Source organism: Hyphomicrobiales bacterium (assembly GCA_016125495.1).
Classification (GTDB): domain Bacteria; phylum Pseudomonadota; class Alphaproteobacteria; order Rhizobiales; family RI-29; genus RI-29.
Map to the genome: position 1 here is coordinate 91,725 of WGLQ01000007.1, position 16,472 is coordinate 108,196.

Genomic DNA, 16,472 nt, shown 5'->3' on the forward strand with positions numbered 1-16,472 from the left:
CGCACCTGTCCGAGCGATCGCCATCCGGCGCCGCCCGGTCCCCGCGCCCAGAGCTATTCGGTATCCTTCTTACGCGGCACGCTCGGCACGGTCGGGCCGTTGCCGGGCTTGCTGCTGCCGCGTCCGGCCGACCGGCGCGCCCGACCGGATGCCGGCTCCGCCTCGCCCCCGTCACCTTCGGCTTCATCCACCGGGCCGGCATCGTCGGGGCCGGGCAGGGACGCCGCCGTCTTCGGCGCGGCGAGGGCTTTGCGCTTCTCACCCTTGATGGCGCGCGGCCGCGCTTCCGCCCGCTCCCCCTCGATGATGACGAATCCGATCTTGCTTTCGGCTCCTTCGCCTTCGACGATCACCCTGACCGTACCGCCGTGCTCGAGCTTGCCGAACAGCAACTCCTCGGCGAGCGGCTTCTTGATGACCTCCTGGATCAGGCGACCGAGCGGGCGGGCGCCGAACTTGGCATCATAGCCGCGCACCGCGAGCCAGCGCGAAGCCTCCTCGCTGAGCTCGATGGTGACGCCCCGGTCCGCGAGCTGCGCCTCGAGCTGGAAGACGAACTTCTCGACGACCTTTTCGATGACCTCGGGTGGCAGCGCGGCGAACGCGACGACGGCGTCCAGACGATTGCGGAATTCCGGCGTGAAGAGGCGCTCGATCGCCTCGGTGTCCTCGCCCTCGCGCTTCGTGCGGTTGAAGCCGATCGGGGGCTTGGCCATGTCGGCCGCCCCCGCGTTCGTCGTCATGATGAGGATGACGTTGCGGAAATCGATCTTCTTGCCGTTGTGATCGGTGAGCTTACCGTGGTCCATCACCTGCAGCAGGATGTTGAAGAGGTCGGGATGGGCCTTCTCGATCTCGTCCAGCAGCAGAACGCAGTGTGGATGCTGGTCGACGCCGTCGGTCAGGAGTCCACCCTGGTCGAAACCGACATAGCCGGGCGGCGCACCGATGAGCCGTGAGACGGTGTGCTTTTCCATGTATTCCGACATGTCGAAGCGCAGCAGCTCGACGCCGAGCATGCTGGCGAGCTGCTTGGCGACCTCGGTCTTTCCGACGCCGGTCGGGCCGGAAAAGAGATAGCAGCCGATCGGCTTTTCCGGCTCCCTGAGGCCGGCCCGCGCGAGCTTGATGGCGGCGGCCAGCGCATCGATGGCATTATCCTGTCCGAACACGACGCGCTTGAGATCACGGTCGAGCTTGCGCATGACCTCGGCGTCCGAGCGCGAGACGGTCTTGGGTGGGATTCGGGCCATCGTCGCGATGGTTTCCTCGATTTCCTTGACACCGATCGTGCGTTTGCGGCGCCCTTCCGGGACCAGCATCTGCGAAGCTCCGGTCTCGTCGATGACGTCGATGGCCTTGTCCGGCAGCTTGCGGTCGTTGATGTACTTCGCCGAAAGCTCGACCGCCGACTTGATCGCCTCCTTGGTGTATTTGAGGTCGTGGAATTCCTCGAAATAGGGCTTGAGGCCCATGAGGATCTCGATCGTGTCGTCGATGCTCGGCTCGTTGACGTCGATCTTCTGGAACCGGCGCACGAGCGCGCGGTCCTTCTCGAAATGCTGGCGGTATTCCTTGTAGGTGGTCGAGCCGATGCAGCGCAGCGTGCCCGACTGCAGCGCCGGCTTCAGGAGGTTCGAGGCATCCATCGCCCCGCCCGAGGTGGCGCCGGCGCCGATGACCGTGTGGATTTCGTCGATGAAGAGGATCGCTCCCTCGTAGTTCTCGATCTCCTTCATCACGGCTTTGAGCCGCTCCTCGAAATCGCCGCGATAGCGCGTGCCGGCGAGCAGGGCGCCCATATCGAGCGCGAAGATCACCGACTTGGAGAGTACCGCCGGCACGTCGCCGCGCACGATCCTGAGCGCCAGCCCCTCCGCGATCGCGGTCTTGCCGACGCCGGGGTCGCCGACGAAGAGCGGGTTGTTCTTCTGGCGCCGGCACAGCACCTGGATGGTGCGCCGCACCTCGGCGTCGCGACCGATCAACGGATCGATCTTGCCCTCGCGCGCCTTGCGGTTGAGGTTGACACAGTAGTTGTCGAGCGCGTCCGCGCCCTGCCGCCGTTCATCCTGGCCTTCCACTGTCGCAGATTCCTCATCCACGCCGCGCGCGGGACGCGCATCGGTCATGCCTGGACGCTTCGATATTCCGTGGCTGATGTACTGCACGGCATCGAAGCGGGTCATTTCCTGCTCTTGCAGGAAGTAGGCGGCATCGCTCTCGCGCTCGGCGAAGATCGCGACCAGCACGTTGGCCCCCGTCACCTCGTCGCGCCCGGACGACTGCACATGGATCACCGCGCGATGGATCACGCGCTGAAACCCAGCCGTCGGCGCCGGCTCGCTGCCGGGATCGGTGATGAGGTTGTCGAGTTCGTTGTCGAGATGATCGACGAGCCGTTCGCGCAACTCGTCCAGATTGACGCTGCATGCCCGCATGACGGCGGACGCGTCCTGGTCGTCGATGAGCGAGAGCAGGAGGTGTTCGAGCGTCGCGTACTCGTGATCGCGCTCCTTGGCATAGGAGAGCGCGCGATGCAGGGCCTTCTCGAGACTCTGTGAAAACGCCGTCACGGCCCTATCTCACTCCTTTTCCATCGTGCACTGCAGAGGATGCTGGTTCTGCCGTGCGAAGTCCATCACTTGCGCGACCTTGGTTTCCGCCACCTCGAATGTGTAGACCCCGCAGATGCCGACGCCCTTCTGGTGGACATGCATCATGATGCGGTAAGCCTCGTCGTGAGCTTTGTGGAAGAAGCGTTCGAGCACGTAGACCACGAACTCCATGGGTGTGTAGTCGTCGTTGAGCAGCAGCACCTTGTAGCGGCTCGGCCGCTGCGTCTTCGGCCGCGTCTTGGTGACGATCCCGGTCTGGCCGTCGCGATCGCCGTCACGGTTTCCGGTCATCATCCACACGTCTGGCACCTTCTACTGGCCCACACCCTGCCACGCTTGGCCACTGCGCGGCCGGCCGACCTGGTCGTCCATCGAGCCACGTCCGGCTCTGCCCCCGCCCCAGCACCCTCCGCGCCCGCCACCGACGCGCGAAAGGGCGACCCCGTGCAACGGATCGCCCTAAACATTGGCAGTCGCATGTCCGAGTGCAACCGTCTCACGGTCCCGACCGACCCGAACGCGCAATTTTTCACGACACCCCGTGCAACCCATGCACCAACCGTTCATAGGGGCGCAGGCTGTCCCGCGTCATTTCAGCATAGATGTTGCCGATGCGCGAGGCCTCACCCATGTAGTCCTCGTAGAGGAACCGGGCGTGCTCCGACTGGATCTCGAGGGCCTGCACGACCGACCCGGCCGTGACCATGCGCTCCAGCATCTGTGTGTTTTGCGCGATCGTCCGGCGTACGAAATCCACCATGACCAGCCCGATGGCATTCATTCCCTTGTTCAGTTCGGCATAGCCCCGCATCGTCGCTTCGACGTTCTGCTGGCTGAGCTGCCTGAACCCTTCGATCGTGTTCATCGAATTCTCCGTGCTCGCCCGTCGACGACCCCCGTCGACCATTTGATGCTGCATCGCAAAATTTTAGGTGCGGCGCAGCGAGCCGTCAACCGACCGCTCCTCTCGAATGCGGTCCGTCCCCCACCCGATTAACCGGATGCTTACCAAAGGAATCATATAGTGGAAGGTAAACATCGCCGCTGCTCGGCTCCCTCAAATCGCCCAATTGGGATGATGCTTGGAGCCACGAAGGCGGCAAGAAGAATGCGGTCGCCACCGAATGGGCGATCGTACGGGAGTGCGGCGTGTACGAGCACGAAACATTGCGCGAGCGCGGCCACGCGCAGCGGTTGGCACCCGGCGTCAGGGCATGGCTGGGCACGTCGGCATTGCGGTTCGCCGCCTTGTGTGTGCTCACGCTGGTTACACTGATTGCCTTGTCCCCATCCGTTCGCGCCGAATCGAAATACGCGGCAGTGATCGTCGACGCCAATTCCGGCGATGTCCTCTACGACGCCAACGGTGACGCGACACGCTTTCCCGCCTCCCTCACCAAGATCATGACGATCTACATCGTCTTCGAGATGATCGAGGCGGGCCGCCTCTCGCTCGACGCAGATCTTCTCATCACCGAGACCGCCGCCCGCCAGCAACCCACGAAGCTCGGGCTGCCGGCCGGCGCACGCATCAAGGTCCGGGATGCCATTTCCGCCCTCGTCACGCGCTCGGCGAACGACATCGCCGTCGCGCTGGCCGAGAACATCGCCGGCACGGAGGAGAAGTTCGCGCGCTACATGACGTGGAAGGCCCAGCAGATCGGCATGACGGGCACAGTATTCCGTAACGCCTCCGGACTGCCGGACAGCCGCCAAGTCACCACCGCCCGCGACATGGCGACGCTCGGCCTCGCGGTGATGGACGATTATCCGCAGCACTACCACTTCTTCAGCCAGCGCACATTCACCTACAAAGGACGCTCGCACCGCAACCACAACGGCCTGCTGCACAGCTATTCCGGCACCGATGGCATCAAGACCGGCTACATCCGGGCCTCGGGCTTCAATCTCGTCGCCTCGGTCCGGCGTGGGCCGAAGCGGCTCGTTGGTGTCGTCATGGGCGGCGCGAGCGCCGGGCGACGCAACCAGACGATGCGCACGCTCATGAACAAGGCTTTCGAGCGCGCCTCGACGAGGCCGACCCGGCTGCGCCAGCGGGTTCCGACGCCCTATCTGGTGCATTCCCCGCCGCAGGCCGGCTCATCGCGCCTCGCCTCGGAGTCCGGCGAGCGGCCTTCTCCTGCACCCATGACGATCGCCTCGCTGGCACTGGCCGCGACCCGGTCGCCGGCCCCCTCTCCCGCGACGCCCGTCGCGCTCACGAGCCGCGTCGCAGCCCCACCAATTCCCTCACCCGCCGCGAACGTCCTACCTGTCGTTGCGAGTCTGCGGGCACCCTCTCCCCGTGCCGCCGCGCCGGCGCAACCCGCGCCTTCGCCTTCCGAGGCTCGCGCTGGCACCGCTCCGGCTGCGCCCGCGAACACCGGCCCCACGGTGAGCGGCGGCGGCTTTCACGTCCAGGTCGGCGCCTACACGACCGAGGCCGAGGCCCTGCGCCGGCTGGCAAATGTTCGCGGCACCGCCAGCTCGCTGCTCGATCGTCGTGACGACCTGACGATGCGGTTCGAGAAGGGGGGGCGCGCCTACTATCGTGCCCGCTTTGCTGGATTCTCCCAACCTGAGGCACAGTCGACCTGCGCCGCGCTCAAGGCGCGCTCCGTCGAGTGTGTCGTCATGACGGGGCAGTGAGCGACGACCGCGACGTTCTGCCTCAGCCCCCGGCCCGCGCCACGAGCATGTCCTTGGCAGCGTTGATCCGGCTCGCCAGGTAGTTCGATCCGCCGTGGTCGGGGTGCACCGCCTTCATCAACTTGCGATGGGCCGACCGGATCTCATCGATGGAGGCTCCCGGCTGGAGACCGAGGATCATCCAGGCCTCTGCCTCCGTCATTCCGGTTGCAGGTCTCGGCGCCGCGCCTCCAGCCGAACCCTTGCCCGAACCCGAGGCACCATCCCCCGCCTCGCCCTGGCCGCCCGTGCGCCATCCCGGCCGCATCCGATCGAGAAAGACCTCGACGAGCTGCAGCGACTCGCCATCCCCGTCCAGCTCGGCAATCAACTCGGCCATCTCGACCTCATCGAGCGTGCCGAGCCAACGCCCGGCGTGCTGACCCTGCAGGATTGCGCCATCGAGTTCCCCGCTCTCGTGATCGAGTTCCATGGCGAGCCAAGCGGTGCGAACCTGTGAACGGCCCCCGGGGCTCGGCGTTGCCCGCGCCCGCGCGCGGTTCTGCGCCAGGATCATCAGCGCCACGCCGGCCAGCGGCAGTGACAGCATGAAGCGGCCGGTGAGTGCGAACGCGGCCGCCAGCGCGAGCAGCGTATAGGCCGCGAGCGAGCGCAGCCCGCGCGCCAGACTGGCCGGATTTGCCGCGGCAAAGGCCCTCGCCCCGAGAACGAGGAGAACGAGCAGCACGACGCCAGCGAGGAAGTATCCCATCGATCCGCCTATTCGAGCTGCTCGAGCAGCAACCGAGCCCCACCACCGGAGGTGCCACGCGCGTATTCGATGAGCGCGCTCCGCCCGCCGGCCGCATAGACCGCGACAGCCGTCAGGAGCTTCCTCAGTTGCTCGCCGGAGCCCTGGTCGAAACGACAGTGGGCCCCCTTGGTCAGGCGCGCGATCTCGGCAAACGCGGTCGAGGCCGCCGGGTCCATGCCCTCCTGAAAGAGGAACACCGGAAGCCCGCGCACGCCGAGCTGGCCGGCGAGATCGGCGAGTTCGTCGACCGGCTCTTCCATGCAGTCGCCGACGTAGACGAGGGCGTGCACGCGGCGGCCGTCCGTCTCGCGCCTGGCATGCACCAGAACCTTACCGATTTGCGTCATCCCGCCCCGGCAACCGACCGTCGTCATCAGACGGGCCAACTCCTCCGGCCGGCCGACCCACCGCGATGCCCGACACTCGCCGAACCCTCGAAAGTAGACCAGCTGGACGTCGAGCCCGCCGATGGCCTCCACGGTGCGGAACATCTCGGCTTGCATCGCGAGCGCGATATCCCACGTCGGCTGCCGGCTCATGGTCGCGTCCATGGCGAAGATGAGACGCCCGCGCTCGCCGGTGTGCCCGACCTTCGCCTCTCCGAGCGCCTTCACCTTCTCGATGAAGCTTGCGACTTCGCCATCTCGCGCGGCGCCGGCCGCCGGTGCTCGTCCGTCGGGGCGCCGTGCCGGTGTCTTGCGATCATCGCTGCTCATGATGGCGTGGTCATTCCTCCTCTTGCGGCGCCCTATGCCCGTCACGTCGACCGGCCGGCCATCGCGGGCATCGGCGCGCTTGGGCTCGCGGCCACCCTTACGAGCGCCCGGCCCACGGCGATCAAGTGGCCAATGCCCAAGCCGAACTCAAGCCCCAATCGCCCTCGCGGACAACCTCACCGACCGCGCGGCTCGCCGCTCGCCAGCGACAGGAGTTCCGTGTTGCCGCCCCGCGCCGTCAGATCGCTCGAGATCACCCTCTCGGTCGCGAACCGGTGGAGGTAGTGTGGCCCTCCTGCCTTGGGGCCGGTGCCGGACAGCCCCTCGCCACCGAACGGCTGGGCACCGACCACGGCACCGATCTGGTTGCGGTTGCAATAGAGGTTTCCGACTCTTACGCGCTCGGCGATGAAAGCGATCGTCGCCTCGATGCGGCTGTGCACACCGAGCGTCAGACCATAACCGGTCGCGTTGATCGCCTCGCAAACCTTGTCGAGGTGACTGCGCTCGTAACGCACGACGTGCAGCACCGGCCCGAAGACCTCGCGGTCGAGTTCGCCGATCCCGCCGATCTCGTAGATCGAGGGAGCCACGAAGGTGCCGTGCTCGCATTCGGCCGGCAACTTGGCCTCGAAGATCGTCCGGGCCTTGCGCCGCATCGCGAGGCGGTGGGCATCGAGCATCTCCTGGGCCGCCTTGTCGATGACCGGTCCGATGTCCGTGGAATAATCGAGCGGATCGCCGATCCGCAGCTCCCGGCTCGCGCCCTCCAGCATGGTCAGCATCTTGTCGGCGACATCCGTCTGCAACATCAAGACCCGCAGCGCGCTGCAGCGTTGCCCCGCGCTGTCGAAGGCGGACGCGACGGCATCGCGCACCACCTGTTCCGGCAATGCCGAGGAATCGACGATCATGGCATTGATGCCGCCCGTCTCTGCGATGAGCGGAACGATCGGTCCACCCCTGCCGGCGAGTGCGCGGTTGATGCGCTCGGCCGTGGCGTTGGAGCCGGTGAATGCGACCCCGTCGACGCGGCGATCCTGCACGAGGCCGGCACCCACCGTTCCATCACCCGTGAGCAGTTGTATGACCCCCGACGGCACCCCCGCCTCGAGCATCAGCTTGACCGCCTCGAAGGCGATCACCGGGGTCTGCTCGGCGGGCTTGGCCACCACCGCATTGCCGGCCGCGAGCGCGCCCGCGATCTGGCCGGTGAAGATGGCGATCGGAAAGTTCCAGGGCGAGATGCAGGCAAAGACGCCGCGCCCGTGCAGCGAGAGCGTGTTCGCCTCTCCCGTCGGCCCCGGCAAGCGCACGGCATCCTCGAAGGTCGTGCGCGCCAAATGCACGTAATAGCGCAGGAAATCGATCGCCTCTCGAAGGTCGGCGAGGGCATTGCCGATCGTCTTGCCCGCTTCGCGTACGATGATCGCCATGAGCCGCGCGCGGTCTCGCTCGAAGAGGTCGGCGACCCGATCGAGGATGGCCGCCCGTTCCGCGCCGCCCCGCCGATCCCACTGGACCGCCGCCGCCCGCGCCAACGTCAACGCCTTGTCGATGCTCTCCGGCGAGGCGCTCGCGACGGTTGCGAGCATGAGCCGGCGATCGTGCGGCGCGCGCACCTCCCCAACCTCGCCCGCCAACACCGCCTCGCCCCCGACGATCGACCCGACGGCGCGCGGCTTTGCCAACTCGGCCCGCATGTCGGTGAGCAGCGGCTCACGCACCGAGCGCTCCCAGAGCGCGAGGCCCTGGCTGTTCCGCCGCACCGGTTCGAAGATCTCGGACGGCTTTGGAATGCGCGGGTTGCGCTTCGGCTCGAACCCCTCGACCTGCTCGACCGGGTCGGCGATGATTTCCGCTATCGGCAGCTCATCGTCCGCGAGGCGGTTGACGAACGAGGAATTGGCACCGTTCTCGAGCAGTCGCCGAACGAGGTAGGCAAGCAGGTCCTCGTGACCACCAACCGGCGCATAGACCCGGCACGGCCGCCCGAGCCCGTCCTTGTCCACGACCTCCTTGTAGAGCCCCTCACCCATCCCGTGCAGCCTCTGGAATTCGAACGGGGCGCCGTCCGCGATGGTCTCGACGGCGGCGATGGTGTGGGCGTTGTGTGTCGCGAACTGCGGATAGAACGCCTCGCGCTCGGCCAGCAGGTAACGGGCGGCCGCGAGGTACGAAACGTCCGTGTTGGCCTTGCGCGTGAAGACCGGATAGTCCGCCAGCCCCTGCTCCTGCGCGATTTTGATCTCGCTGTCCCAATAGGCGCCTTTGACCAGCCTCACTGGCAGCCGCGTGCCGCGCTCGCGCGCCAATTCACGCAGCCAGCGCAGCGTCGGCAGCGCCCGCTTGCCGTAGGCCTGCACCACCATGCCGAGCCCGCTCCAGCCCGCGAGGTCCTTGTGCGCCAGCGCCTCGGCATAGACGCCGAGTGTCAGCACCAGGCGATCCGCCTCCTCGGCGTCGATGTTGAGCGTCAGCCCCTGTTCGCGGGCGAGACGGCCCAATTCGACGAGCCGAGGGGTCAGCTCGCGCGAGACGCGATCGGCCTTCGAGACCTCGAACCGCGGGTGGATCGCCGAGAGCTTCACCGACAGACCCGGCCGCGCGATCAGCGTCTCGAACCGGTCGTCGGTAAGGCGACCGGCATGGCGCCCGACCTCGGCGATCGCCGCGACGTAGCGTTGCTGATAGCGTTCGGCGTCCTCGGCCGTACGCGCCGCCTCGCCGAGCATGTCGTAGGAATAGCGAAAGCCGCGCTTTTCGGAGTCGCGGCCCCGCTTCAACGCCTCCTTGATGGTCCGCCCGAGCACGAACTGGTCGCCGAGGATGCGCATGGCGTGGCGCATCGCCTGCCGGATCACGGGCTCGCCGGTCTGCCCGATCATGCGCTTGACCGCCTTGGCGGCCGAACCGCCGTCGGAATCCTTGAGGCCGATCACCCTGCCCGTCAGCATGAGCCCCCAGGTCGAGGCGTTGACGAAGAGCGAGTCCGACTGCCCGAGATGACGCTCCCAGTTGCCGCCCGCGATCTTGTCGTCGATGAGATCGTCGGCGGTGGCCGCGTCCGGCACCCTCAACAGTGCCTCGGCAAGGCACATCAGGATGATGCCCTCGTCGGTCGAAAGCCCATACTCGGCCAGGAATTTGTCGACCCCGCCGTACTGCCGCCGCCCGTCCCGCGCCGATTGCACCAGCCGGCTGGCGAGGTCCTCGACCCGCCGCCGCTCTCCGGCCCGCAGACGGGCCCGCTCGACGAGGTCCCTGACGACGGCGTCCTCGTTGGCGAACGTCGCCGCCGCGATCTCGCGCCCGAGCGCTGCGAGCACGTCCCGAGCTTCGTCGCCTTGCATCTGAAACCCCCTGCACTGCCCACAGGTTGCACACCACGGCGTCACCGACGGTCTTGCCGTACGGGCCGCGAACCCGCAAATCATAGACCAAGCCGGCCCCGGGCGTCGAACCCTGCGCCGAGGTTATCGGCACCGCCGGCGCGGCCCGGGCCACCCGACTGGCCGGTTGGACCCGAGGACGAGAGGAGAGGCACCATGACCGACCCGCTGCCCGAGATCGAGGTCGTCCGAAGCATTGCCGAACTGCGTCACCGCATGCGCTATTGGCGCTCGGCCGGGCTGCGGGTCGGCTTGGTTCCGACCATGGGCTCGCTGCACGACGGGCACTTGTCGCTCGTGCACGCCATGGCCGAGGAAGCCGAGCGTGTCGTCGTCACGATCTTCGTCAACCCCACCCAGTTCGCCGCGCACGAGGATCTCGACCGCTATCCGCGCAACGAAGCCGCCGACCTCGCGCGCCTCGCGACGGTGCCATGCGACCTCGTCTATGCCCCGTCCGTCGCCGAGATGTATCCGGAGGGCTTTGCGACGCGCGTGCGCGTCACGGGTTTGACCGATGGCCTCTGCGGCGCTTCGCGCCCCCATTTCTTCGAGGGGGTGGCCACCGTCGTCGCCAAATTGTTGATCCAGGCCAATCCGGATTTCGCGATCTTCGGTGAGAAGGATTATCAGCAGTTGCTGACCATCCGGCGCATGGCCCGTGATCTCGATTTGCGCGCCACCATCCTCGGGGCACCGATCGTGCGCGAGCCGGACGGACTGGCGATGTCCTCGCGCAACGCCTACCTCGGTCCCGACGAGCGTCGCCGCGCCCCGGTACTCCACGCGACGCTCCTCGAGGTCGCAGCGAACTGGCATGCCGGCCGGCCGCCAGCCGTCGCCGTCGCCGAAGGCATCGCCCGCCTCGAACGGGAAGGCCTCAGAGTCGATTACCTCGAGATGCGCGATGCCGTCTCCCTCGCCCCGCTCGCCGCCGATGCCGCGAGAGGCAGCGCGCGTATCCTCGCGGCCGTCAACCTCGGGGCGACGCGACTGATCGACAACGTTCCGGCCTGAGCCGGTTCGGGCCACGAGCGGCCTCAGCGGTTGCGGCAGAAGAAACGAATTTGCAGGCAAGACCTGTCGATTCGTCAATGGCCGCCGCGAGGCCTGTTGCAATTCCTCCCCGGAATGTCTTCCGGAGTGTTGCTTATCCACATTGTCGCGTGAATGTCTCTTGCGCTCGAGCCCGCCTATCGGAAGAGTCGTCATGGTGATTCTTGATCGAGTCGCTCCACGCGAAGGAACTCCTCTCCTCAGGGGGAAATCGCGCGGCGGCTTTTCGGGAAATTAAAGCGGCAACTGTTTGGTAACGCGGGGGCAAGAGGGCACCATGGAACGTTCTGAAGCTTTGCAGGCGCTGAAGCGGGAATACCAGCAGGACTATATCAACGAGATCCGGGCGTGCCGGGATCTCCTCGCCAGCGGCATCCGCGGCATGCGGGGACCCGAGGGCGTCCTCAATTTCGACAACCGCGATTCCTTCGTCGCCCTCGGCCAGTCGCGCAAGCGGTTCATCGAGCAGCTCGAGCGCGCGGTGAAGCCGATCCTCGATAATTATGCGCACGAACTCGAGAAGGAAATGGACACGCTCGGGCTCGGCAGCCAGGCGCGCGCCGGCGATCCGCTGATGGAAAGCCTCCACGATGCGCTTCGCCATCTCCAGGAGGCGCACACGCGCCCGGCCCGCGAACCGCAGGCGTCGGAGCGTGCGACGCTGCCGCCGCATCTCGCCGGCCTCGGCAACGCGCATCACAACTGAGCGCCCGTCGCTCGGGCGCCTGTTCGTCCCCCTGCGCGAATCGGCGCCGCGATAGGGACGCAAAGGATCCTCCCGACAGGGAGATCGCAAGGAGGGCCTCCGCTCGCAAGAGCGGAGGCCTTCGGTTTTCCGGGAAGGCGCTCGTGCAAGCCAGAGCCGCGCAGCGCCCCCGTCCGGTCACACAGGGCGCCGAATCGCGCGCCACGTCTCTCGCGCCGATGTGGCCTGCCGTCACTTGCCAATTGCCCTGCGGCATGGCACCTCATGCGCTCGCCGGTCGGTGCCGTCATTCGTTGCCGACCGGCGAGCATTTCGTAAGGCGGCAGGGAAGTTGCGGCAACGTCCGCAGGGACGAGTCGCCTGCCTCGCCCGCCCTGCCGAGGCATCGTGGCGGCGCGTTCGCCTGGCCATCCATTTGGGGATCGAAAATGGCATCGAAATCCAACCTCTCGCTGCCCCTCGACGAGCCGGCCGAGACCCCGCGCCGGCGCGGCACGCGTGATGCCAACCCCGAGGCGAACTACACCGCCGCCGACATCGAGGTGCTCGAGGGGCTGGAGCCCGTGCGCCGCCGCCCCGGCATGTACATTGGCGGCACGGACGAGAAAGCGCTGCACCACCTCTTCGCGGAGGTGATCGACAATGCCATGGACGAGGCGGTTGCCGGTCATGCCGACCGCATTACCGTCCACCTCGAGTCAGACGGATATCTCACCGTCACGGACAACGGCCGCGGCATCCCCGTCGATCCCCATCCCAAGTTCAAGAAAAAGTCCGCCCTCGAGGTCATCATGACCACGCTCCACTCGGGCGGAAAATTCGACACCAAGGTCTACAACACCGCCGGCGGACTCCATGGCGTCGGCGTGTCCGTCGTCAACGCACTCTCCGAGCACCTAGAGGTGGAGGTCGCTCGCGGCCGTCAGCTCTATGCCCAGAGCTTCGCGCGAGGTCTCCCCCTCGGTCCCCTCCGCGCCCTCGGCCCCACACCCAACCGGCGCGGCACGTCGGTGAAATTCCGTCCCGACGAGCAGATCTTCGGAACTGGTGCCCGCCTCAAGCCAGCGCGGCTGTTCCGAATGGCCCGCTCGAAGGCCTATCTGCACGGCGGCGTCGAAATCCGCTGGAGCTGTGATCCCGCTCTTGTCGAGGGAACCGAAACGCCCGCCGAGGCGGTGTTCCATTTCCCTGGCGGTCTCAAGGATTTCCTCGCCTCCCGCCTCGAGAAGGCCGAACTCGTCGCCCGCGACGCATTTGCCGGCCACATCAAGCGCGAAGGCGGCCACGGCTCGCTCGAATGGGCGATCTCCTGGATCGCCAATCAGGACGGCTTCTTCGATTCCTACTGCAATACCATCCCGACCCCCGACGGCGGGACCCACGAAGCCGGCGTGCGCACGGCGCTGACGCGCGGCCTGCGCGCCTATGGCGAACTCGTCGGCAACCGCAAGGCCGCCCAGATCACGGCCGACGACGTCATGGGCACCGTAGCGGGCCTGATCTCCGTTTTCATCCGCGATCCCGAGTTCCAGGGCCAGACCAAGGACCGCCTCTCGACGGCCGAGGCCCAGCGCATCGTCGAACAGAACCTGCGCGACCCGTTCGACCACTGGCTGGCCGAGAGCCCCGCTCAGGCAACGCGCCTCCTCGACTGGGTCATCGAGCGCGCCGAGGAGCGCCTGAAACGCAAGCGCGACAAGGACGTCGATCGTCAGCGCGCGACGCGCAAGCTGCGCCTTCCCGGCAAGCTCACGGACTGCTCGCGCCAGTCCGCGAACGGTACGGAGATTTTCATCGTCGAGGGTGATTCGGCCGGCGGCTCCGCCAAGCAGGCCCGCGACCGCGAGATCCAGGCGATCCTGCCGCTGCGCGGCAAGATCCTCAACGTCGCCAACGCCACCTCCGCCAAGGTCGCCCAGAACCAGCTCATCACCGACCTGGTCCAGGCCCTCGGCTGCGGCACGGGATCGCGTTACCGCGAGGAGGACCTGCGTTACGAGCGCGTCATCATCATGACCGACGCCGACGTCGACGGCGCCCACATCGCCTCGCTCCTGATCACCTTCTTTTACAGCCAGATGCGTCCGCTCATCGAGCAGGGGCACCTCTTCCTCGCGGTCCCCCCCCTCTTCAAGTTGCGCCAGGGCACCACGACGCTCTATGCCCTCGACGTCGCCGAGCGCGATCGCCTCATCGAAGGCGGCTTTGCCGGCCGGGGCAAGATCGAGGTCTCGCGCTTCAAGGGCCTCGGGGAGATGAATGCCGAGGAACTGAAGGCGACCACCATGAACCCATCGCGCCGCCGACTGCTGCGCGTCGCGATCGTGGACGACGAAGGGGCGACGGAGCGCTCGGTGAACGATCTCATGGGCAACAAGCCGGAGACGCGTTTCCGCTTCATCCAGGAGCGCGCCGCCTTCACCTCGAGCGATGAACTCGACGTCTGACCAGCGGCGATCGATGGCGCTTCGGTGCCATCCTCAGTTCTTGACCACGACGCAGAACCCGCCGGACTTGCGAAGGCGCGCGCAGAGCGCCTCGGCTCCCTCGCGCGTCGCTTCACCCAGCACCACGTTGTGGCGCTGCTTGCGCCCGAAACTGCGGTTCGTTTCGCTGACCAGGAACGGGCGGCGCGAACCGATGATCGTTGCGTGCTTCTTGCGCACCGACTCGAACATCCGCATGGCCTTGGCATGCGAAAAATCACCCGCGATCTGCACGCCCCAGGGCTGACGTGGCGCGCTGGCGGCGGCACCGGCACCCCCACCCGGCCCTTTGAGGTGACGAATTTTGCGCGCCCGGCAATCCTTCTGGAATGCCTCGCTCGTCTCGGCCGGCGGGGTCGGCTCGGCGAAATCCTCGGCCGCCCAGCGCTCAGCCTCGATCCCGGTGATCGCAACGACATAGTTGATCGTCTCGAGCGGCAGGAAGGTCTGCTTCTGGCGCCAGCGTGAGACGCGGCCCTCACCGGAATTGTAGGCAGCCGCCGCGAGGCCGAGGTTACCGAAGCGAGCCTTGAGATCGGCGAGCAGGGCGGCCGAGGCCGGGATCGCCTGCTCGGGATCGAAGGGGTCGGCGAGACCACGCAGCGCCGCCGTGCCCGGCATGAACTGCGCGATGCCCTGCGCGCCCTTGTGGCTGACGACGTTGGGGTTGAAGCTGCTCTCGACCCAGAGCAGGCGCGCAAAGAACGACGGGGGCAACCCCTTGGCACGCGCCTCTCGCTCGATCAGGTCGCAGAGCCGCGGCAGATAATCGGGATCGCCGATGGCGAGGCGGCGGCCCGGCAACGATGCGCCCCCCGCGCCCCCGGTGGACGGACTTGCGCCACCGTCGAGGCCCGGCAAGCTGGTGGCCTTTTCATCGCTCGGCACCGCCGGCGCTGCCGCTGGGAGCGCACCAGAAGCGCGCACCGGCTCTCCTGACGGTGCCGGCCCCCCGGCGTTGGCGCCCGCAACCGGCGTCGATACCGCAACGGTCGGGCCTCCATCGCTCGCCCACGCAACCACTGCCCCCGACAGGGCGAGCATCATGATGGTCGGGCAAAGCAACGATCGCGAACGCGGTACCATGACGACAGCCTGGGCAGGAGTGCTTCGAGTGCCTCCATCCTAGTTCAAAACCCTGAACGATTTCCAGGCGCTATCGAGAGATCGACGATTCGAGGTCAATTCCCGCCGAGAGCGTACGGCCAGGTCCGGCAGCCGAGCACACGGCGGCGTCCGATGAATGGCCACCGCCGGCAAGCAGCGCCTCACGTCGCGCGCACGGTCAGGTCGTGGATTTGGGCAGATTGTCGAGATCGTCGATATACCATTCACGGGCATCGACGATGGCCGGGTTCTCGCCGTTCTCGTAGTTCCAGGAGTCGACCGCGTAACGCGTGCCGCTGTTGTTTTCCAGCAGCACAGCCGTCCAGTGCGGCCATTGCTTGATCCCGCCGAGCAGCAGATTGCCCTTCGAGAAGGGCGTGCCGACCTTGTGGTGCCGGAGGAACCCGTTGTTCTGGAGCACGAGGAGATAGCTCGTCGTATTGGTCGCCTCGTCGACACAGTCCTGCTGCGTCGGATCACCGGAGCCAGCGTACTCCATCCCGGGCCGATCGGCGGACGTGCCGGTGATCGCGCCCGTGTGACGCTCCATCCAGCCGATCGCATAGGCCACCGCGCGCCGTTCCTCATCGGGAGTGTCGGCCTTGCGGGTCTTTTCCATGATCTGGCTGATTTCGGCGATGTGCGCCTTCGAGAAGGTCACCCGTGTCTGCACTTTGCAGCCGTAGGCGGCGCAGACCGTCACCGTATTGCCGCGCGGCTCCTGCGTCTTGAAGTCGTAGAAATGCGCCTGAGGTCCATGGTTGCGCTCGTAGGTGCACCCGGACAACCCGACCGCTGCGGCCAGTGCAATGATCACCCGTCGCATCATGCTGTTCTGTCGACCCTGGATGGTTTTGCGGCAGCCACGAGAATCCCGAACCGAGAGATAGCCGATCCCCGAGCGGTTCTCCAATTGCTGGAGATTGCCGCCGGTGCGCAATTCCCCTAG

The 16,472-nt window shown here is 66.7% G+C and carries 12 protein-coding genes; 4 read left to right on the forward strand and 8 right to left on the reverse strand.

Going from position 1 to position 16,472, the window contains the following annotated elements; genetic code table 11:
- Positions 1-53 precede the first annotated feature (53 nt).
- The 3 genes from clpA to GC150_05910 all read right to left on the reverse strand — a co-directional run bounded on the left by clpA (position 54) and on the right by GC150_05910 (position 3,537).
- Positions 54-2,576: an ATP-dependent Clp protease ATP-binding subunit ClpA gene (gene clpA / locus GC150_05900; protein ID MBI1384425.1), complete on the reverse strand. Its 2,523-nt coding sequence runs from the start codon at positions 2,574-2,576 to the stop codon at positions 54-56.
- A 9-nt stretch (positions 2,577-2,585) separates the two neighbouring features.
- A complete protein-coding gene (clpS, locus tag GC150_05905) occupies positions 2,586-2,912 on the reverse strand; it encodes an ATP-dependent Clp protease adapter ClpS (GenBank protein MBI1384426.1) in 327 nt (108 codons plus the stop codon).
- Positions 2,913-3,147: 235 nt separating this feature from the next.
- Positions 3,148-3,537: a hypothetical protein gene (locus GC150_05910; protein MBI1384427.1), complete on the reverse strand. Its 390-nt coding sequence runs from the start codon at positions 3,535-3,537 to the stop codon at positions 3,148-3,150.
- 230 nt (positions 3,538-3,767) lie between these two features.
- Between GC150_05910 and GC150_05915 the strand changes: the two genes are divergently transcribed.
- Positions 3,768-5,267 carry a D-alanyl-D-alanine carboxypeptidase gene (locus GC150_05915; GenBank protein ID MBI1384428.1) on the forward strand — a complete coding sequence of 500 codons (1,500 nt, stop codon included), beginning with the start codon at positions 3,768-3,770 and terminating at the stop codon, positions 5,265-5,267.
- A gap of 22 nt (positions 5,268-5,289) precedes the next feature.
- Here GC150_05915 and GC150_05920 read toward each other — a convergent pair whose 3' ends face one another.
- The 3 genes from GC150_05920 to putA all read right to left on the reverse strand — a co-directional run bounded on the left by GC150_05920 (position 5,290) and on the right by putA (position 10,129).
- Positions 5,290-6,018: a DnaJ domain-containing protein gene (locus GC150_05920; GenBank protein ID MBI1384429.1), complete on the reverse strand. Its 729-nt coding sequence runs from the start codon at positions 6,016-6,018 to the stop codon at positions 5,290-5,292.
- Positions 6,019-6,026: 8 nt separating this feature from the next.
- Positions 6,027-6,776, reverse strand: coding sequence for a VWA domain-containing protein (locus GC150_05925; GenBank protein ID MBI1384430.1), 750 nt, complete (start codon positions 6,774-6,776; stop codon positions 6,027-6,029).
- A gap of 176 nt (positions 6,777-6,952) precedes the next feature.
- Positions 6,953-10,129, reverse strand: coding sequence for a bifunctional proline dehydrogenase/L-glutamate gamma-semialdehyde dehydrogenase PutA (gene putA, locus GC150_05930; protein MBI1384431.1), 3,177 nt, complete (start codon positions 10,127-10,129; stop codon positions 6,953-6,955).
- 195 nt (positions 10,130-10,324) lie between these two features.
- Between putA and GC150_05935 the strand changes: the two genes are divergently transcribed.
- The 3 genes from GC150_05935 to parE all read left to right on the forward strand — a co-directional run bounded on the left by GC150_05935 (position 10,325) and on the right by parE (position 14,377).
- Positions 10,325-11,185 (forward strand): pantoate--beta-alanine ligase, encoded by an 861-nt coding sequence (locus tag GC150_05935; protein ID MBI1384432.1) that lies wholly within the window; start codon positions 10,325-10,327, stop codon positions 11,183-11,185.
- A gap of 316 nt (positions 11,186-11,501) precedes the next feature.
- Entirely contained in the window at positions 11,502-11,930 is a 429-nt protein-coding gene (locus tag GC150_05940; GenBank protein MBI1384433.1) for a hypothetical protein, read from the forward strand.
- A 428-nt stretch (positions 11,931-12,358) separates the two neighbouring features.
- On the forward strand, positions 12,359-14,377 hold the full coding sequence (parE, locus tag GC150_05945) for a DNA topoisomerase IV subunit B (GenBank protein MBI1384434.1): 2,019 nt from the start codon (positions 12,359-12,361) through the stop codon (positions 14,375-14,377).
- Between the two features lie 33 nt (positions 14,378-14,410).
- Here the strand turns inward: parE and GC150_05950 are convergent, their stop codons facing one another.
- Positions 14,411-15,502, reverse strand: a complete 1,092-nt coding sequence (locus tag GC150_05950; GenBank protein MBI1384435.1) for a transglycosylase SLT domain-containing protein — start codon at positions 15,500-15,502, stop codon at positions 14,411-14,413.
- A gap of 199 nt (positions 15,503-15,701) precedes the next feature.
- Positions 15,702-16,349 (reverse strand): hypothetical protein, encoded by a 648-nt coding sequence (locus GC150_05955; protein ID MBI1384436.1) that lies wholly within the window; start codon positions 16,347-16,349, stop codon positions 15,702-15,704.
- Positions 16,350-16,472: the final 123 nt, after the last annotated feature.